This window comes from Janthinobacterium sp. SUN128 (assembly GCF_030587275.1).
Lineage (GTDB): Bacteria > Pseudomonadota > Gammaproteobacteria > Burkholderiales > Burkholderiaceae_D > Janthinobacterium > Janthinobacterium lividum.
Map to the genome: position 1 here is coordinate 2737220 of NZ_JAPWHY010000001.1, position 19369 is coordinate 2756588.

Genomic DNA, 19369 nt, shown 5'->3' on the forward strand with positions numbered 1-19369 from the left:
TCAACCACGAGGTGAATACAATGAAACTCTCGAAACTGAAACTGCTCCCGGCCGCAGCGGCACTGGCCATGCTGTGCGCCGCAGGTAGCGCACAGGCGGGCGCCTACGGCTATTCCTACAACAACATCTTCGGCCTCGTGATCGGCGTGCCAACGGGCCAGATCACGGTGGCCAACAGCACCACCATCTCGCGCAGCACGGCCACCCTGAATGGGGTAAGCGTCATCAATGGCGGCGCCGGCTCGCTCGATGCCCTCCGCGCCAACGTCGGCGCCGTCACCAAAGGCGAGAACGACTTCACGCAGCAAGGCCCCACCAACACCTATTCGCGCGGCGATGCGCAGATCGTCAGCACGCAGTTCCCTTCGTTCCCGCCCGGCTCCACCTCCACCCAGGTGGTGAACGTGGCCGAAGCCCACCTGGACGGCCCCGCCGGCACGGCCGATGCGTCCGGGCGCAATGGCTCGACCACGGGCTTCTCCGTCGATTTCATCGTCGGTTCGCCCACGGCAACGCTGAGCTTTGACTTCCTGGCCTCGCCCTTCATGCAGGTCTTCCTGCAAAGCACGGTCGGGCAGCTGTCCACCGCCACGGCCAATCTGGTCGTCACCTTCACCATCACGGATGCGACCGGCGCAACCGTGTTCAACTGGACGCCCGATGGCGTGATCGGCTCGGGCATCTCGGGCGGCACGGAAAACGCCGATGGCGCCAACCTGAACACCAGCCTGGCGACCAATTTCCTCACGCGCGGCAATCTATTCACCTACGACCCATCCGGCTGCGGCACGCCCACGGGCACCGGTGTCGGCACCGCGTGCGGCAGCAACTTCAGCTCCGTCAGCAATGCTTTGACAGCCGGCAACTACACCTTGACCCTGAATGCGGTGGAAAGCGTGGATCTGGTGAAACAGGCCGCGCCTGAGCCCGGCACCCTGGCTCTGCTGGGCCTGGGTCTGGCTGGCCTGGGCTATGCCCGTCGCCGCAAGGTTGCCGCCTGAACCAGGCAACAGGGGGATTCACAGGCGAGGAGGCTCTCCTCGCCTTTTTTATGTGGCAAGCCTGTCGGTTTTCCTTACAACGCGGCCGATCAGGAGATGAGGATTTTTCATGACGACATTTTCTTGCACCCGACTGCCAACGGTCTTGTTCGCCTTTCTGCTGCTGGCCAGCAGCGGCACCGCCAGCGCCGCCGCCTACGGCTATTCGTACACCAGTGTCTTTGGCCTGGTCATCAGCAATCCCTCCGGCTCCGTCTCCCTGCTCAGCAACATCGACCTGTCGCGCACCACCGCCACGCTCAACGGCAGCAGCATCATCAAGGGCGGCAGCAATGAGATCGACGCGCCGCAAGCGACACGCGGCGCCGTCACCAAGGGAGAGAATGATTTCACCCAGCAAGGCATGGGCAATGCCTCGTATGCGCGCGGCGAGGCGCAAATCGTCACCTCGCAAATCCCCCCCTTTCCACCGGGCTCGACCAGCACACATACCGTAAACGCGGCAGAAACCTTCCTGGCGGGCGGCGGCAGCGCCGACGCCTCGGGACGCAATGGTTCCAGCACCGCGATGACCGTCAATTTTGTCGTCGGCCAACCGGGCGCAACCATGGCCTTCGACTTCCAGGCCCTGCCCTTCATGCAGCTGTACCTGGACGCCTTGGCCGGCACAGGCTCGGCGGCCACCACGAATATGGCGATGACGTTTAGCATCATCGATGAACATGGCCAGATCGTCTTCAGCTGGGCGCCCGACGGCAATCTCGGTTCCGGCATCCTGGGCGGCACCGAACTGGCCGATGCCGCCAACCTCAATACCGGCTACGCGCAAACGCCGCTCACCAGCGGCAGCATGTTCACCTACGACCCCAGCGGCTGCGGCGCCCCCACAGGCACCGGCATCGGCACGACATGCGGCGGGCAGTACAGCGCCGTCACGGATCACCTGGTGGCGGGCAACTACACGCTGGTGTTGAACATGCTGAACAGTTCCGAACTGGTCTACGTGCCAGGCGTCACGCCAGTGACGCTGCCGGGAACCTTGCCGCTATTGGCGGCTGGCCTGGCAGCGCTGGCCAGCCTGGCGCCACGGCGCCGACAAGGCTGAGGCGCGCGCATGGCGTCACGCGCGCCTCACTGCCCCGCCGTTGGCGCCACCAGCAAGTCTTGCAGCGGACGGCGCAGCGAGCGCGCACTGGCCGCCGGCCCGGCGCCTATGCGCCCGAGAAACACGGCCCGCTCAACCGCCGTGGCGCCCAGCACGGCCTGGCATTGCGCGGCCAGCTCCTGCGCCAACTCCTGCATGCCATCGGTGCGCGAAAAAGTGCGCCGTTCGCGCACATAGCGGGCAAAGATCAGCGGCGTCAGTTCCGGCTGCAATTGCAGGCCCAGCTGCGTGGCCGTCAGCCAGAAGCGCTGCATGGCGCGGCCGGCCGCCACGTAATCGTCGATGTGGCGCGGCGGCGCATCGGCCAGCAGCATGAAATGCGCGGCACAATACAGGCCCGGCAGCAAGTCCATCTGCAGGCGCGGCGCGACGGTGCCAGCCAGCCAGGTATTGAAAAAATCCACGCGGCGCCAGCTGTGCATGACCCAGCGCATCAGGCGCGCCGTCATCGGGTCGACGCCGAGCGCCTGCTCCGGGATGCGGTCGCTGCTGAAGCGCGCGCCCCATTCGATGACGTCGCGGTGCACCTTGTGCGCCTCGGGCATGGTCAGGCGCAGCTTCGCATTGTCGAACATCAGGCGCGCGCAGGCCAGGCGCGCGCGCCCGCCTTCGAACCACTGCACGCCGTACCCGGGCGGCAAGCTGGCCGCCAGCGCCGCCTTTTCGCTGGCGCGCAAGCTGCGCGTGCTGAGCCGGCGCCGCTGCACACTGCGCTGCGGCAAGAAGGCCGCCAGCGGGTCGGGCTGCATGCCGGGACTGTCGACCAGGCGCACATCGAAGGTGGGTAGCGTGTCGGGCATGGACAGACGCCGGCGCGCTTCCATGCGCAAGCCATGGCTGCTGGCCGCCAGTGCCATGCTTTCGAGCAAGGCACCGAGCGATAGCTGGCTGGGATGGCCGTCGAGGTCATACACGCAATGGCTGCGCGTATCGAAGCCATGCACGACCACGTGCCGCGGGTCCACGACTTCAAAGCGCCACGGCTGCGTGTTGTCGCCGCTGGGCGCCCAGCGCGCCTGGTCGAGGATGTTTTCCAGTACGGGATCGATCTGCGGTGCTTGCGCCATTTATGCCCCCTGCGCCGCGCGGCGCCGCTTGATGATGGCCATCGTCAGGCGCTGCAGCGGATGACGGTTGCCGCCCGGACGCCAGGTATGCACGAGCTTGTTGCGGTAGGCGTCGAAATGCATGCCGTGCGGCGCCGCCATCACCTTGCCCCGCTTTAACAATATCTTCAAGGCTTCCGTGGCGGCCGCGCCCGCGCACAGCTGGCAGCCCATGATGGTCGACGGCCCGCGCCGCTCCTTCAGGTTGATGGCGGACGGGTCGACCAGATAGGGGCCGTGCAAGCCGGCCGGCGCCAATCCGACCAGGAAACGCAAGGCTTTTTCTTCCTCGGGCAAGTCGCCCCAGCCAAAATACTCTTCGAACGTCATGCCGCCCGGCATGAAGCTGAGCACGGCCGTGCCCATGCCCAGCGGCGCGGCCGTGATGGCGGGGATGCCCAGGCGGGCGCACGTGGCGAAGGTAGCCTGGCGCGCGGGAAAGGCGAAGAAATCCAGGCCGTCCACATACAGGTCGACACCGGCAAAAAACTCGGCCAGGTTGCTGTCGTGTATACCGTCTGGAAATTGTTTAATCTCAAGTTCGGGATTGATATCCCGCGCCATCTGCGCCAGCACGGCCACCTTGGGCTGCCCCAGGGTGGAGACCATGGCGCCGGCCTGGCGGTTGAAGTTGGCGATATCGAAGGTATCGAAATCGGCGATATGAAAAGCGCCGATACCGAGCCGCGCCAGGGTCAGCAAATGCACGCCACCGACGCCGCCCATGCCGGCGATGGCTACGCGCTTGCCGCGCAAGCTATCCTGCTCCGCCTGCGTGACCCAGCCCAGGTTGCGGGCGAACGCCGCGTGATAGGAAAAACCGTCTGTCATGCTCACCTCTTCTGTGCGTCCAGTGAGGACGAAAAAGTTTGGACAGGTGAGCCGGGATTAAGTTCCCCCAGTGACAGAAAAAAACGCTTAGCGCGTCAGGCGCCGCGCCGCAGGCACGCTGCGCTGTAGTGCTGCCGCTGCCGGCGCCACTGCACCCACCTTGAACACGCTGACGATCTGCGCCAGCCCCGCCGCCTGCTCGTTCATCGCTTGCGCCGCCGCCGACGCCTGCTCGACGAGGGCCGAGTTTTGCTGCGTCATGTTGTCCATCTCGACGATGGCCTGGTTGATCTGCTCGATGCCGGCGCTTTGCTCGGCGCTGGCCGAGGAAATCTCGGCCACGATATCGGTCACATGCTGCACGCTGGAGACGACTTTTTCCATCGTCTCGCCCGCCAGCGCCACCAGTTTTTCACCGGCGCCCACTTGCTCGGCGGAACTGTCGATCAATTGCTTGATCTCCTTGGCGGCCGCAGCCGAACGCTGCGCCAGGTTGCGCACCTCGCTGGCGACGACGGCGAAGCCACGGCCCTGCTCGCCCGCGCGCGCCGCTTCCACGGCCGCGTTCAAGGCCAGGATATTCGTCTGGAAGGCGATGCCGTCGATGACGGCGATGATGTCGCCGATCTTCTTCGACGAGGCATTGATGGCGCCCATGGTGTCGACCACCTGGCTCACGACACCGCCCGCCTGGCTCGCCACTTGCGAGGCAGAAATAGCCAGCTGGTTCGCCTGGCGCGCATTGTCCGCATTCTGACGCACGGTCGAGGTCATTTCTTCCATGGTCGAGGCCGTCTCTTCCAGCGATCCCGCCTGCTGCTCCGTGCGCGCCGACAGGTCGTGGTTGCCGGAAGCGATCTCGCCCGATGCCGTGGAAATGGATTCCGCATCGGTGCGCACCTGGCTCACCAGATGGGCCAGGTTGTCGCGCATGGCCTTGATCGCCATCAACAGACTGGACGTATCGCCGGGGCGGGTGTCGATCTGCGTGGTCAGGTCGCCCTGGGCGATTTGCGCCACGATGGCCGCTGCATAGTCGGGTTCGCCACCGAGCTGGCCCAGGATGCGGCGCAGCATCAAGGCCGCCAGGGCGCCCACCACCAGCATCAGCGCGCCGCCGATAGCCAGCAGCACGCCTGCCTGGGCCCAGAACTTGTGGTTGATGTCATCGATGTACGTGCCTGTGCCGATCAGCCAATCCCACGGCGCAAATTTCACCACGGCATACATCTTCGCCACCGGGTCCTTCACGCCCGGACGCGTGCCGTCCGCCTGCACCAGGCCGATGCGGCTGGTGGCCAGGGCCGCGCGGTAGCGGTCGCCCGACTGCTTCATGTTCTTTTGCGGCGTGCCGATGCGCGACGCATTCGGGTGCACGTACAGCAAGTCCGTGCTGAAATCACGCACGAAATAATACATCTCGTCCTTGACGAAGCTGCCGATGGCCAGCTTGGCCTGCTGCTGCGCCTGTTCACGCGTGAGCTTGCCAGACTGTTCCAGCGCATACGCCTTTTCCACCGAGGCATTGGCCAATTCCACCAGCACCGTCAGCTGCTCGACCCTTTCCGCCATCATGGTCTGGCGCAAGGAATACAGGGAAAACGAGGCGATGAGGACGATGCCCAGCAAGGTGCTGAAACACAGGAGGAGAATGCGCGAACGGAGTGTCATGGGTGCCTGGGTAAAGAATAAAATGTGGAATTATAAACAATTTCCATGTGGAAATCTTTTCAGAAAAGCAAAGCGGGCGGCGCTACCAGGCTGATGCCCGGCAGGCACCGCCCGCATATGTCTTGCTGAAGTCTGACTGAAAGGTCAGGCCAAGGCTTCCTTGGCTGCCTCTTCCGGCGTCAAGCCGTCGTAGAACTGGTCGGTAAACCACTCGACCTGCTCTTCGATGTGGTCCTGCGCCTGCGCCACGGTGGCGCCGCCCGCCACGAGGAAGCCTTCGACCTCGATACACCAGTTGATCAACTCCAGGGTTTCCGGATCGAGTTCTTCTTTCTTAGCCATCGTATTTCCTTGCTTGTTAAATTGCGATCACATCAATAAGCAGCAGTTTAACAGCTTCGCCACACTGCCGCCCCTGCAGTTCAACAATGAAGCTTACTTGGCTGCAACGTTTTTACGTTCCGGATACAGTACTACCTGCACATAATTGTGCATGTCCAGGTAGCGCTGCGCCGCCAGTTTCACGGCTTGCGGCGTGATGGCGCGCACGCGCTGCTCGTAGCGCAGGATGTGCGCAGGGTCGCGCCCCTGCGTTACCGAACCCATCAATTGGTTCATCCAGTAATTGTTTTCCCGCAAGGATTTCTGCTGGCGCGTGATCCAGTTCAGCTTGACCTTTTCCAGGTCCGCCGCGGATGGCCCGTCCGTCTTCATCTTGTTGATTTCGGCAAACGCCGCGGCGATCACCTTGTCCACGTTTTCCGGTCCGGTGGGCAAGTTCAAGGCCACCGAGTAATGGCCGTACGGATGCTGGCCCATCGAGGTTTCAAAGCCGCCGCCATAGATCATGCTCATCTTTTCGCGCAGCACTTCGATGACTTTCAGGTTCAGCACCTCGCCCAGCGCCTGCAGGGTCAGCTTTTGCTCATCCGAATACGCCACGTCGCCATTGAAGGTGATGGAAATCGTGCTTTTGGGCTCGCTGCCCATGTAGATATCCTTCTTGACGATCCCGGTCACCGGACGCATGCCCACGTCGCGGTAGGCGTGCGGCACGTCGGCCACGGGCAAGGTGCCCAGGTAGCTGGCGATCAGGGGCTTGATCTTGTCGAGCTCGAAGCTGCCTGTGAAGATGAAGGTCATGCCGCGCGCGCTGGAAAAACGCTGGCGGAAGATTTCCAGCGAACGGTCCAGGCCCACCTTGTCGAAGTCGGCCACACGCGGCACGCCATCGACGCGCGGGTTGTCGCCAAACATGGCGTGCTGGATGGCATCGTAAAACACGGCCTCCGGCTGCGCCATGCTGTTTTTCGCCAGGTCCTGCTGCTTGCCGATGAAGGACTGGTACAGGCCCGCATCCTTGCGCACATCGTTGAAATACAGGTACACCAGTTGCAGCATGGCTTCCACGTCGGCGCTGCTGGCCGAGCCGCCAAAGCCTTCGCTCAGTTCGCCCAGCGAAGCGCCCACGTTGACCGTCTTACCGGCCAGCACTTTCTGCAAGTCCAGCGGCGCCAGGTCTTTCAAGCCCATGCTGCCGACCACGGCGCTCGCGTAGCGGGCGTTGTAGATGTCGGCATCGCCAAACAGCGACTGGCCGCCGAAACGCGTCGAGCCCATCAGCACCTGGTCATTCTTGAAGTCCGTGGGTTTGAGCAGCACGCGCACGCCATTGCCCAGGGTCAGTTCCGTCACGCCGATGGCGCTATTCAACTTTTCCGAGGCGATGCTGCCGCCGGCCGGCGGGCCGTCCATCAGCTTGCTGGCCAGGACTTTTTCCGTGCGCGGCTCGATGGTTTGCTGCTCGGCCTTCGCCACCGCGTCGAGCAATTGCTGCTGCGTCGGCACGCTGGCACCCGCTTTCGGCTCGGCGCCCATGAAGACCACCAATTTCTTTTGCTGGTCGGGAATCACCTTGGCCACCGTCTCGTTGATTTCCTGCAGAGTTACCTGCGGCAAGAGTTCCTGCGCGTACAACAATTCATTGGCGATGCCGGGGATGGCTTCCTGCTCCAGGAAGTTACGCGAATACTCGGCCACGAAACCGGCCGAATCGGACTTGTCGCGCTCGCTGTACGCGCGCTCGTAATTGCGCAGCATGTTCTTGCGCGCGCGGTCCAGCTCGTCCTGGCTGAAACCGAAGCGGCGCGCCCGCTCATCTTCCTGCACCAGCGCATCGACGGCCGGCTGCACGCCGCCCTTGCCCAACAAGGCATACGCGCTGAACGATTCATAGCCGCGCACCAGCTTGCCCATGCTGCTGCCGCCCTGGATGAACGGGGGATTGGCTTGCTGCGTCAATTCCTGCATGCGCGCGCTGAGCATTTGCCCATACAGGTTTTCGATCATCTGGCGGCGGTAGTCGGCAATGGTGACGGGCTCCTGCGCGGCGCGGATCGGGTAGCGGATGAAGACGGTGTCGTCCGGCGCTTCCTTGTCCGTGATCACCAGCGCTTCCGTTTGCGAGCGCTGCGGCACTTCCGCGTACAGGCGCGGACGCGGTTTCACGGGATTTTTCAGTTTGCCGAAATGCTGCTGGATCAGCTTTTCAGCCTGTTTCGGTTCCACATCACCGACCACCATCACGGCCATCAGGTCGGGACGGTACCAATCCTTGTAGAAACGCTTGATGGCTTCCGGCTTGAACGTCTTCAAGACGGATTCCTTGCCGATCGGCATGCGTTCCGCATAGCGCGAACCGTTCAGCAGCTTCGGATACAGGATCTTGTTCATGCGGTCGCTGGCACCCTTGCCCAGGCGTGCCTCTTCCAGCACGATGCCGCGCTCGCTGTTGATATCGGCCGGATTGAATTTCAAGCCATGCGCCCAGTCTTCCAGCACGAGAAAACCCTTTTCCAGGTTTTCCTTCTTGTTCGTCGGAATCGGCAGCACGTACACGGTTTCATCAAAGCTCGTGTAGGCATTCAGGTCGGCGCCGAACTTCACGCCGATCGATTGCAGATAGGAAATCAGTTCATTGCGCTTGAAATGCGTCGAGCCATTGAAGGCCATGTGTTCCGTGAAATGGGCCAGGCCTTGCTGGTCGTCATCTTCCAGGATGGAACCGGCTTTCACCACCAGGCGCAATTCCACTTTTTGCGCGGGACGGGCATTTTTCTTGATGTAATAGGTCAAGCCGTTCGGCAGTTTTCCGACGGTAACTTCTGGTGCCAGCGGCAGGGGATCGCTCAAACGGATTTCCGCCTGGGCCATGCAGGCGCACGCCAGCAAGACGGCGCCCGAGATCAGGCGTAATTTACTCAGCTTCATGTATTCTCAACGGTAAGATTCAGTAAGCGTACCTTACACTGAAATCGTCTTTCCGCCATTAAAAACAGCTTAGGAAGAACTGCTTTCCCCAGGCAACTTTGCCCAATGACAAACTCAACAGTGCCCTGCCAGCTTCTTTCAATTGTGCTAAAGTATTGCCGCCGGTCATGTGGACCGGCACAACAATACGTCTTCGGGGCGGGGTGCGATTCCCCACCGGCGGTAAGACCGGCAACGGTCAAGCCCGCGAGCGCTTGTCAGGTTTCGCCTGATAAGGTCAGCAGATCTGGTGTGATTCCAGAGCCGACGGTATAGTCCGGATGAAAGAAGATGTGCAGTAAACGCGATGTCCGATCGACCTGTCGATGCGGCCGGCTGCGTCTATTCGCTTGCCCTGCAGCGTTTTTCGCCTATGCGAGGAGCGTTTCACCATGTTAGTCAACAGCTACACCCTGCTTTCCAACGACCTGGAAGGTCGCATCCAATCCGCCCTGGCCGCCATGCGCGCCGGCATTCCCGTCATCCTGCTCGACGATTTCGACCGTGAAAACGAAGCCGATTTGATCCTGTCGGCCGAAAAATTGACGAACGAAACCATGGCCCTGCTGATCCGCGAATGCAGCGGCATCGTCTGCCTGTGCCTGCCGACGGACGTCGTCAGCGCGCTGGAATTGCCGCCCATGTCGTCCGACAATGGCAGCCGCTACGGCACGCCGTTCACGATCTCCATCGAGGCGCGCGACGGCGTCACGACGGGCGTGTCGGCCGCCGACCGCGTGACCACCATCCGCGCCGCCATCGCGCCGAACGCCAAGCCATCCGACCTGGTGCGCCCTGGCCACGTATTTCCCCTGCGCGCCGCGCCCGGTGGCGTGCTCGAGCGCCGTGGCCACACGGAAGGCTCCGTCGACCTGTCGCGCATGGCGGGCCTGAACCCGGCCGCCGTGCTGTGCGAGCTGATGAACCCGGACGGCACCATGATGCGCGGCGACGATATCGAACGCTTCGCCGAATTGCACGGCATGCCGATCCTCACCATCGAGGAACTGGTGGAGTGGCGCAGCACGCGCGAACAGTAAGCTAGCTTAAGGCGGCCACGGCCTTGGGCAAATGTACATGCTTGTACACAAGGCACGCCGCCAGGCCATACGCGACGGCAATCGTCGCGTAGGCCAGCGGCAAGCGCAGCGACCAGTCCGGCACCATGTGCAGGATGCTGCCGATCAGGGCCACCCCCACCAGGGCGCCGATCTGGCGGTTCGCATTCAGGGCTGCCGCCGCGCTGTTCGCATGCAGCTTGCCGGCCACCCGCATCACGGTGGCCGTCATGGCGGGAATGGCGATGCCGATGGCCACGTTCATGACGGCCGTGCCCAGCGCCAGCAGAAAATATGGCGTGCCCGGACGCAAGGCCATCAGCAGCAAGGCCATGCCAGCGCCCACCAGCAAGCCTAGCAGCATGGGCAAGCGCGTGCCATAACGCGCCGCAATACTTCCCGCCATAAAGTTTCCTACCGTATAGGCCGCCATCATGGGCAGCAGGCGCAAGCCCGACTGCAAGGCATCGGCGCCGCCCGACTGCTGCAGGAACAGGCTCAATAAGAACAGCTGGCCGAACACGCAGAAGTTGATCAGGAAACCCACGCCATTGGCCGCGCCAAAGCTGCTGCTGTGGAACAGTGCGCGCGGCAACAGCGGATGGCTGCCGCTGCGCTCGCGCCGCAGCAATTGCCCGGCGGACAGCACCGTCAAGGCCCCCGCCGCCAGCACGCCCGGCGCCAGCCAGCCCAGCACGGGACCTTCGATCAGCACGAAACTGAGGCCCGCCAGCGCCGCCACGCCCAAGGCATGGCTGAGCAGCGACAGATCGCGCGGCTGGCGCGCCGGCGCGGCCAGCAGCACTTGCGCCATGACGATGGCCAGCACGCCGAGCGGCACATTCACCCAGAACACGCTGCGCCAGCCGAACTGGTGCACAAGGATGCCGCCGATCAAGGGGCCGGATGCGCCGGCCACGCCCACCAGCGCCGACCAGGCACCCAGCATGCGCGTGCGCTCGCGCTCGTCGTCAAAGCTGTGCGTCAGCAAGCTCAGGGAACTGGGCATGAACAGGGCCGCGCCCGCCCCCTGCAGCAAGCGCGCGGCGGTGAGGAAATGCCCGTCGGGCGCGGCGCCGCACAGGATCGAGCCGAGGAGGAAGACGCCCAGGCCGCCCTGGTACACGGCTTTCGGGCCGTAGCGGTCGGCCAGCGCGCCGCCGGCCAGCAGCAGCGCGGCAAACGTCAGGGTGTAGCCGTCGACCACCCAGACCAGGCCCGTCAGCGGTATGGCCAGGTCCAGCGCGATATCGGACAGGGCCACGTTGACGGCCGTGACGTCGATCATCGCCATGACGAAGCCGAACGCCAGGGTCAGCAGGATGAAGCCGCTGGCGCGGCTCGGTGTGGGGGCGGACATGGTATTTCCTTGCAGGGACAGCGGGGCAGCCATTATGCGAGCGTTGCATGATGCAGTAAACAGGCATAAAATCAGCACTATGATGCAAAAATGCATCAGCATCACGACAGGAAAACAAGTCATGGACTGGGCTTATGGACTGGGATAACGCGCGCATCTTTCTGGCCATCGGCCGGGCCGGCACCCTGCGCGGCGCGGCGGCCCTGCTGCACATCGACCAGGCCACGTGCGGGCGCCGCCTGGCCGCGCTGGAAAGCTCGCTGGGCGCCACCCTGTTCCTGCGCACGCCGTCCGGCTACGTGCCCACGCCGGCCGGCGAACTGGCGCTCACGGCGGCCGAAGCGATGGAACGGGCGGCCGACAAGCTGCAGCGCGAGATGCAGGGCGTCGACAATCGTTTAAGCGGCCTGGTGCGCGTGGCCACCACCGACACCATGGCCAGCCATTTCGTCATCCGCGCCATGCAGCAGCTGCATGCGGCGCACCCAGACATCCGCATCGTGCTCAACGTGGCGCCCGCGCTGGCCAGCCTGACGCGGCGCGAAGCGGACCTGGCCGTGCGCGGCGTGCGTCCCACCGACCCGGACCTGATCTCGCGCCACCTCGTCAAGCGCAGCCTGGGCCTGTACGCGTCGAAAAGCTACCTGGCCGAACGGGGCGAACCCGTGCGCGGCACGGCGCTGGCCGGCCACGATATCGTCATCTACCACCATTCCGTGACGCCCCGCCATGCGGAGAAAATCGCCTGCGAACCCGTCGCCAACGCCCGGGTCGCCATGGAAGTAAACTCGGCGGCGATGCTGCAGGAAGCCACGCGCGCGGGCCTGGGCGTGGCCGAACTGGCCACGCACCTGGGCGACATCGACCCGCAGCTCGTGCGCATCTGGCCCGAGCGGGCGGAAAGCTACGACGTGTGGCTGGTCATGCATGCCGACCTGAACCGCTCTGCCCGTGTACGGGCGGCGGCCGACGCGATTATCCACAGCGTCGCCAGCGTGGCCGGCCAATAGCGGGCCTGCCGTGCACTGCTGGACAATCGCTTGTATCGAACGCATCCAATGTTAAGATGCCATGATGACTCTATCCGTCTCCCTCATCATCAGCCTGCGCCGCCTGCACCGGGCCACCATGGCCTGGCTGGTCAGCTGGTGGCGCATGCTGCATTTCGCCATCCTCGTGTTTTCGCTGGCCCTGTCGCCATCGAGCTATAACCGCGACAACCGCCCCATCCTCGCGCACCGCCTGGTGACGAATACGGCGCCGAACCTCGTGTGGTTCAGCGTCGCCTGCGCGCTGGTCAGCCTGGTGCTGATACGCATCGTCGTCGTCAGCGCGCAAAGCTACGGCCTGTCGCGCTATGCGCTGGAAATGGTGGTGCGCGTGCTGGTGCTGGAACTGATACCGCTGACGGCCGCCCTGTTCGTGGCGCTGCGCCTGACCTTGCCCGACGGCATTGCGTTCGCGCAAATGCGCTCGTCCGGCATGCTCGAGAAAATGCAGCGCCAGGGCGTCGACCTGCTGCGCCGCGAATACTTTCCGCGTGTCATGTCAGGCATCTTCGCCGTGTGGATGCTGGCTATCGTCAGCTGCGTCACCTCGCTCATCCTCGCCTATGTCACCATCTACGGTTTTACGCCGTGGGCGCTGCAGGGCTACACGCGCGTCGTGGGGCAGATATTCAATCCGGCCGTGGCCCTGATCCTGATGCTCAAGGTCATCTTCTTCAGCTTTGCCGTGGCCCTGATCCCGCTGGCCTCTTCCTACTATCCGGAGGAGCCGCACGGCCGGCGCAACCGCCTGTGGGCCGCGCACGGCCTGTCCGAAATGCTGCGCCTGTTTTCCGTCATCCTGCTGGTCGAAGTGGCTTCGCTGATGGGCAATTACTACTGATGCCCCGCCCGCCACCGCCAGCGATCCCGAACCACCCATACGAGAGCCAGAAGCCATGAGCCAGAGCCAACCCCCGAATCCCGACCAGGTCGACGTCACGGCGCCCGCCGGTCTCACGCAAGATTCCGTGCTGCCCGCCCCGCCGCCCGTGCGCCACGCGGAACTGAAGGCGGCCATCCTGCTCGTCTTCATGTTCGTGCTGGTGGTCGGTTCCGTCGTCTACCTGATGTATGCGCGCGGCGCCTTCGAAGCCACGCAGACGCTGGTGCTGACGGCCGACGATTCCGACGGCGTCGGCGTGGGCGCCGACCTGACCTTTTCCGGCTTTCCCATCGGCCGCGTGCAACGCATCGAGCTGGCGCCGGACGGTCGCGCGCGCGTCATCATCGACGTGCCGAGAAAAGATGCGCACTGGCTGCGCACCAGCTCCATCTTCACCCTGGAACGTGGCATCGTGGGCGGCGCCAAGCTGCGCGCCTACAGCGGCATCCTGACGGACCCGCCGCTGCCCGACGACGCCACGCGCGACTTGCTGGTGGGCGACATGGCGGCCGAAATCCCCCGCCTGCTGGCCGCCGCCAAGGACTTGCTGAACAACGTGGCCAGCCTGACGGGCACCGATTCCGCGCTCGACGGCACCTTGCGCAATGTGCAGGCCGTCACCGGCAAGCTGAGCGGCCCGGGCGGCGCCATGGGCTTGCTGACGGGCGACGACAAGCAGTCGCGCCTGCTGGTCGAGCGGGCCAACGCCCTGCTGATCACGGCGGACCAGCTGGCCCGCCGCACGGATGGCCTGGTGGCGAATGCCGATACGCGCGTCTTCGGCGACAAAGGCGTGATGACGGATGCGCAGGCGACCATCGTGCAGCTGAACGCCCTGCTGGCCGACACCCGCAACAGCCTGAAAAAAGTCGACGCCGTGCTGGTCGAGGCGCAGGCCGTGGGCGCCAATGCCAAGGCGGCGACAGCCGACCTGGGTCCGCTGCGCGCCGACGTGGAAAGCAATCTGCGCAAGGTCGAGCAGTTGGTCAATGAAATCAACCGCAAATGGCCGTTCAAGCGCAATCCGGAGATCAAACTGCCATGAAAATATCCCGCCCCGCCATCGCCGCCCTGCTGTGCACCTTGCTTGCCGCCTGCTCCAGCGGCCCGCCCGTGCCGGACTGGAAAATGAATGCGCAAAGTTCCGTCGAGCGCTTCCAGGCGGCCTACCTGGGCGGCAACGCCCTCGTCGAGCAGACGGAATTCCGGCGCGCCCGCAGCCAGGTGGCCGGCACGGGCAAGCTTGAACTCGTGGCGCGCATCGAACTGCTGCGCTGCGCCACGCGCGTGGCCAGCCTGGCCTTCGAGGACTGCACCGGCTTTGACGCCCTGCAAGCCGATGCGACAGCCGCCGACCGCGCGTATGCGGCCTGGCTGGCCGGCAAGGCGCAGGCGGCCGACGTCGCCCTGCTGCCGGAAGTGCAGCGGGCGGCAGCCAGCGCCAGCTCCGACACGGCCGCCGCCAGCGCCGTGGCGGCCATCAAGGACCCGCTGTCGCAACTGGTGGCGGCCGGCGTGCTGCTGCGTGCCAGCCGCGCCACGCCGGAACTGCTCGATACGGCCGTGGCCACCGCCTCGGACCAGGGCTGGCGCCGGCCGCTGCTGGCGTGGCTGGGCGTGCAGCGCCTGCGCGCCGAACAGGCGGGCGACACGCTGGCGGCGCAGCGCATCGCGCGGCGCATGGCAATCGTCGAGCAGCCGCTGGCCCCCTGAGCGCGCCGATGGCGGCCCAAGGCAGGCGGAATCAGGCATAATCGAAGCAGGATGACAGCTATGCCGTGCAGGCAGCGAGGTGTGACGATGCAGTTCGAGGATTTCGACCTTTCCACTCCCGATACCGGCCGGCATGCCGGGGCGGCTCCTGGCGATGATGCACCGGCCGCCACGGCCGTGCGTCTGCAATACCTGCTCGACAATACTCCCTCCATCATCTATTGCACCGTGCCCAGCGGCGACTTCAAGATGACGTTTGTCAGCAACAATGCCCTGAATGTGCTGGGCTACCAGCCCGAGGAGATGGTGGCCGACCCCAATTTCTGGTTCGACCATATCCACCCCGACGATGCTCCCGGGATTTTTTCCAGCCTGGCGCAGATCTTCGTCGAAGGCGCGCGCGCCTACGAATACCGCTTCCGCGTGCGCGACGGCAGCTATCTGTGGATGCACGACAGCCTGCGCCTCGTGCGCGACGAGCATGGCGTGCCGTTCGAAGTGATCGGCTCGCTGACGGACATCACGGAACGCAAGGGCATGGAAGCGATGCTGCAGGCGCGCGGCGAAGAGCAGCAACTACTGATCAGCAAGCTGCAGGAAGCGCACGACCAGTTGCTGCAATCGGAAAAGATGGCGTCCATCGGCCAGCTGGCGGCCGGCATCGCGCATGAAATCAATAACCCGATCGGCTTCGTCAACTCGAACATGAGTTCGCTGCAAGCCTATGTCGGCACCCTGTTCGACGTCATCGCCCGATATGAGGCGGCGATGCGCGAGCCGCTCGACGGCCCGGCCCTGGCCGCGCACGTGGTCCAGGTGCGCGCGCAGGCCGACCTGGCCTTCCTGCAGGACGACATCGGCGACCTGGTGCGCGAATCGATGGATGGCCTCAAACGCGTGCGCGACATCGTGCAGGCGCTGAAGGATTTTTCCCACGTGGGCGAGACGGACTGGCAAGTGGCCAGCCTGCATGCGGGCCTGGACAGCACCCTGAATATCGTCGCCAACGAATTGAAATACAAGGCGCGCATCGAGAAACACTATGGCGAACTGCCACCGATACTGTGCCTCGCCTCGCAGCTGAACCAGGTCTTCATGAACCTGCTCGTCAACGCGGGCCAGGCCATCGGCAGCGACGGCGTGATCAGCATCCGCACCGGCCACGCGGACGACTGGGTCTGGGTGGAGATCGGCGACACGGGCGCCGGCATCGCGCCCGAGCACCTGAACCGCATCTTCGAACCGTTCTTCACCACCAAGGCCGTCGGCAGCGGCACGGGCCTGGGCCTGTCGCTGTCATACGGCATCGTCAACAAGCACGGCGGACGCATCGACGTGGCGTCGGAGGTGGGTCGCGGCACGCGCTTTACCGTGCACCTGCCCATATCGCCGCCAGCGGCCCAGGCAGTGTCCTAGCCTTCCTTGACGGGCACATACACGCGGATGCTGAGGCGGCCGCCATTCTTGCTTTCGAAGTCGAGCAGCTGGGCGATCACGCGGGCCGTCAGCACGTGCTCGGCCGCCAGCAGCATCAAGCCATCACGGCTGATCAGGTCGCGCGACAGCACCATGCCCGGTTCCAGCTGGCCCGACAGCACGGTCAGGTCGCGCGCCGGCGGTTCTGTCTCTTCCATGATGCTGCGGAAAGCGGCCACCACGGCCGGGTCGTAGCGCTTGCCGACGCTGTCGTAGATCAGGGTGCGGGCCTCCTCGGCGCGCAGGCTGCGCTGCACCATGGCGCCGATCTGCAAGCCGTCGTAATCGGACGCCAGCGCGAGGATGCGCGCCCCCATCGGAATGGCCAGGCCCACCAGGCCATCGGGAAAGCCGCCGCCGTCGAAGCGCTCGAGCTGCGAGCGCAGGATCACGGAAACGGCGCGCAGCTCCTCGAGCGCCATCAATAATTGTTCGGCGCGCAGCGGATGCTTGCGGAACGCGGCCAGCTGCTCGCCCGTCCAGGCGCTGGCCGGCAACTCCAGCACATCGTCGCTCAAGCTGAGCTTGCCGATATCCTTGAGCAGGGCCGCGATGAACACGTCGCGCGCCTCCTGCCCTTCCAGGCCCAGCGCCTGCGCCAGCTTGCGCGACAGCTCGGCCACCCGCCGCGCATGGCCTGCCAGCTTGCCGCCGCGCATCTCGATCAGGTTGGAAAACACCTTGATCGTCGTCACAAACGTGGCCTTCAGGCGCTCGTTGGCCGCCTGCACTTCGTCGTGCGACTGCTTCAGCTGCTGCGTGCGCGTGGCCACCTTCGCTTCCAGGCTGGCGTTGAGCGCCTGCAGCTCCACGTTCTGGCTGGCCGTCAGCGCTTCCAGGCGCAGCTTTTCCTGCTCCAGCGCGCGCCGTTCCAGCGCGTGGCGCACCACCAGCACGATATCGTTCTCGTCCCACGGCTTGGTCACGTAGCGGTAGATCTCGCCCTGATTGATGGCGTCGAGGATGGACTGGATGTCGGCATAGCCGGTCAGCAGCAAGCGTATGGTGCCGGGCCAGCGCTGGCGCACCTGGGCCAGGAACTGCGCGCCATCCATGTGCGGCATGCGCATGTCGGAAATGACCAGGTCCACCGTCTCGCTCTCGAGCAGGGCCAGGCCGGCCGCGCCGCCATCGGCCGTCAGCACGCGGTAGCCGTGCGGGCGGAACAGCCGGCGCAGCGACGAGAGGATATTCGGTTCGTCATCGACGCACAGGATGGTGGGCGGCGCGGCCGCGGTGCTGGCGCTGGTACCGGTGCTCATGCTGTCCTGTTCGGTCATGGTGCGACGGCCTGCGCCTGGCGCACGGGCAAGGTGATGCGGAAGGTGGTGCCGCGGCCGATGATGCTGCGCACGTCGATGCGGCCGTGATGTTTCTGCACCGTGGTGTAGGCCAGCGACAGGCCCAGCCCCGTGCCCTTGCCGACGGCCTTGGTGGTGAAGAACGGGTCGAAAATGCGCGACAGGTGTTCGGGCGCGATGCCGCCGCCCGTGTCCTCGACCTCGATCCACACTTCCGTCGCGTTGTCGCTGCCCGTGCGCAGGGTGATGCATCCGCGCGCCTCGCCCATGGCGTGGGCCGCGTTGACGACCAGGTTCATGATCACCTGATTCAGTTCGGAAGGCTGGCATTCGATATCGGGAATGTCGGCGTACTCGCGCACCACGTCGGCCTTGTACTTGACCTCGTTGTTCACGATATTGAGCGTGGTGTCGATGCCCTGGCGCAGGTCGGCCCAGACCCACTCCTGGTGCGCATCCGTGCGCGAAAAATCCTTCAGGTCCTGCACGATGCGGCGTACGCGCGCAATGCCTTCCTTCGACTCGCCCATCAGCAGCGGAATGTCGGTGCGCAGGAAGTCCAGGTCGACCTGTTCGCGCAGCGCCCGCAGGCGCGCCGCCACCACGGGGTCGGCGACGGCCGGTTCCGCTTCCTCATAGGCGTCGAGCATGCTGAACAGGTCGTCCAGATACCCTTCCAGCGTGCCGACATTGGAAAACACATAGCCGATGGGATTGTTGATCTCGTGCGCCACGCCGGCGGCCAGCTGGCCGATCGAGGCCAGTTTTTCCGACTGCAGCAGTTTTTGCTGGGCCAGCGACAGCTTGCTGTTCAATTCCGTCAGGGCCAGGTTACGCTCGCGCAATTCGAGATCGGCGATCTGGCGCTGGCGGATATCGTCGGCCAGGCGCTCGTTCATGTCGGCCAGCTGGGCCGTACGCTTGGCCACCAGGTGTTCCAGGTTGTCGTGCGCCTTGCGCAGCGCCAGTTCCGCAAGGCGCCGCTCGCTCACGTCGCGCAGGGTTTCGATGGCGCCCACCAGGCGTCCCTGGCGGTCGCGCAGGGGCGCCGCCGTGAAATGCAGCCAGTGGCCTTCGGGGCCGATATCGGCAAAGAAATCCTCGGCCTCAAAGGCGCCCGGGATCACGGGAGAGCGCTTCAGCTTGCCGAGGTAGAGGTCATTTTCGCCGAGCGCGATATCGTCGGCCACCAGCAAGTCGGCCAGGCAGGCGCGCGGCTGCGGATAAAACGCCTTCCAGTGGTCGCGCGTGCCGACCATCTCGGCGGCCGTAAAGCCCGTCAACTGTTCGCAGGCGCTGTTCCAGTGCGTGATCACGTGGTCCGTGTCGATGGCGAAAGTGGCCACGGGATGGCCATCGAAAAACGCCGACAGCGCGATGGAATCGCCCTGACGGCGTTCCGGCGTGGCGGACAGTGCCTGCCCTGCGTCTGTTTCCATGGCCTGT

16 protein-coding genes and 1 riboswitch are annotated in these 19369 nt (G+C 64.6%); of the genes, 8 read left to right on the top strand and 8 right to left on the bottom strand.

What is annotated here, in order from left to right:
- Positions 1-20: 20 nt before the first annotated feature.
- Positions 21-1001 (top strand): EDSAP-1 family PEP-CTERM protein, encoded by a 981-nt coding sequence (locus O3297_RS12365; RefSeq protein WP_070280200.1) that lies wholly within the window; start codon positions 21-23, stop codon positions 999-1001.
- Between the two features lie 109 nt (positions 1002-1110).
- The gene (locus tag O3297_RS12370; protein WP_305048829.1) at positions 1111-2106 is read left to right on the top strand and encodes an EDSAP-1 family PEP-CTERM protein; all 996 of its coding nucleotides are present in this window, start codon (positions 1111-1113) and stop codon (positions 2104-2106) included.
- A 26-nt stretch (positions 2107-2132) separates the two neighbouring features.
- Here the strand turns inward: O3297_RS12370 and O3297_RS12375 are convergent, their stop codons facing one another.
- The 5 genes from O3297_RS12375 to O3297_RS12395 form a co-directional block, all read right to left on the bottom strand.
- The gene (locus tag O3297_RS12375; protein ID WP_305048830.1) at positions 2133-3233 is read right to left on the bottom strand and encodes a nitroreductase family protein; all 1101 of its coding nucleotides are present in this window, start codon (positions 3231-3233) and stop codon (positions 2133-2135) included.
- Positions 3234-4103: a ThiF family adenylyltransferase gene (locus O3297_RS12380; RefSeq protein ID WP_034779294.1), complete on the bottom strand. Its 870-nt coding sequence runs from the start codon at positions 4101-4103 to the stop codon at positions 3234-3236.
- A gap of 87 nt (positions 4104-4190) precedes the next feature.
- Entirely contained in the window at positions 4191-5774 is a 1584-nt protein-coding gene (locus O3297_RS12385; RefSeq protein ID WP_305048831.1) for a methyl-accepting chemotaxis protein, read from the bottom strand.
- Positions 5775-5918: 144 nt separating this feature from the next.
- On the bottom strand, positions 5919-6116 hold the full coding sequence (locus O3297_RS12390) for a hypothetical protein (RefSeq protein ID WP_010399555.1): 198 nt from the start codon (positions 6114-6116) through the stop codon (positions 5919-5921).
- 93 nt (positions 6117-6209) lie between these two features.
- A complete protein-coding gene (locus O3297_RS12395; protein ID WP_034779297.1) occupies positions 6210-9044 on the bottom strand; it encodes a pitrilysin family protein in 2835 nt (944 codons plus the stop codon).
- A gap of 185 nt (positions 9045-9229) precedes the next feature.
- Positions 9230-9380, top strand: a riboswitch (FMN riboswitch).
- A gap of 95 nt (positions 9381-9475) precedes the next feature.
- On the opposite strand from O3297_RS12395, the gene ribB reads away from it, so the two are divergent.
- Positions 9476-10123, top strand: a complete 648-nt coding sequence (gene ribB / locus O3297_RS12400; protein WP_151096458.1) for a 3,4-dihydroxy-2-butanone-4-phosphate synthase — start codon at positions 9476-9478, stop codon at positions 10121-10123.
- A 1-nt stretch (position 10124) separates the two neighbouring features.
- Here ribB and O3297_RS12405 read toward each other — a convergent pair whose 3' ends face one another.
- Positions 10125-11501, bottom strand: coding sequence for an MFS transporter (locus tag O3297_RS12405; protein WP_305048832.1), 1377 nt, complete (start codon positions 11499-11501; stop codon positions 10125-10127).
- Between the two features lie 134 nt (positions 11502-11635).
- Here O3297_RS12405 and O3297_RS12410 point away from each other — a divergent pair, with 134 nt between their 5' ends.
- From O3297_RS12410 to O3297_RS12430, 5 genes are all read left to right on the top strand, one after another.
- The gene (locus O3297_RS12410) at positions 11636-12511 is read left to right on the top strand and encodes a LysR family transcriptional regulator (RefSeq protein ID WP_305048833.1); all 876 of its coding nucleotides are present in this window, start codon (positions 11636-11638) and stop codon (positions 12509-12511) included.
- Positions 12512-12572: 61 nt separating this feature from the next.
- The gene (locus tag O3297_RS12415) at positions 12573-13391 is read left to right on the top strand and encodes an ABC transporter permease (RefSeq protein ID WP_092605990.1); all 819 of its coding nucleotides are present in this window, start codon (positions 12573-12575) and stop codon (positions 13389-13391) included.
- Positions 13392-13446: 55 nt separating this feature from the next.
- Positions 13447-14478: an MlaD family protein gene (locus tag O3297_RS12420; RefSeq protein ID WP_034779304.1), complete on the top strand. Its 1032-nt coding sequence runs from the start codon at positions 13447-13449 to the stop codon at positions 14476-14478.
- A complete protein-coding gene (locus O3297_RS12425) occupies positions 14475-15146 on the top strand; it encodes a hypothetical protein (protein ID WP_305048834.1) in 672 nt (223 codons plus the stop codon). The genes O3297_RS12420 and O3297_RS12425 overlap by 4 nt, the downstream gene beginning before the upstream one ends.
- An 87-nt stretch (positions 15147-15233) precedes the next feature.
- Positions 15234-16562: an ATP-binding protein gene (locus O3297_RS12430; protein WP_305048835.1), complete on the top strand. Its 1329-nt coding sequence runs from the start codon at positions 15234-15236 to the stop codon at positions 16560-16562.
- Here O3297_RS12430 and O3297_RS12435 read toward each other — a convergent pair.
- Complete coding sequence (locus O3297_RS12435; RefSeq protein ID WP_305048836.1) at positions 16559-17902, bottom strand: HD domain-containing phosphohydrolase; 1344 nt, start codon at positions 17900-17902, stop codon at positions 16559-16561. The genes O3297_RS12430 and O3297_RS12435 overlap by 4 nt on opposite strands.
- On the bottom strand, positions 17899-19362 hold the full coding sequence (locus O3297_RS12440) for an ATP-binding protein (RefSeq protein ID WP_099394687.1): 1464 nt from the start codon (positions 19360-19362) through the stop codon (positions 17899-17901). Before O3297_RS12440 ends, O3297_RS12435 begins: the two co-directional genes overlap by 4 nt.
- Between the last annotated feature and the right edge of the window lie 7 nt (positions 19363-19369).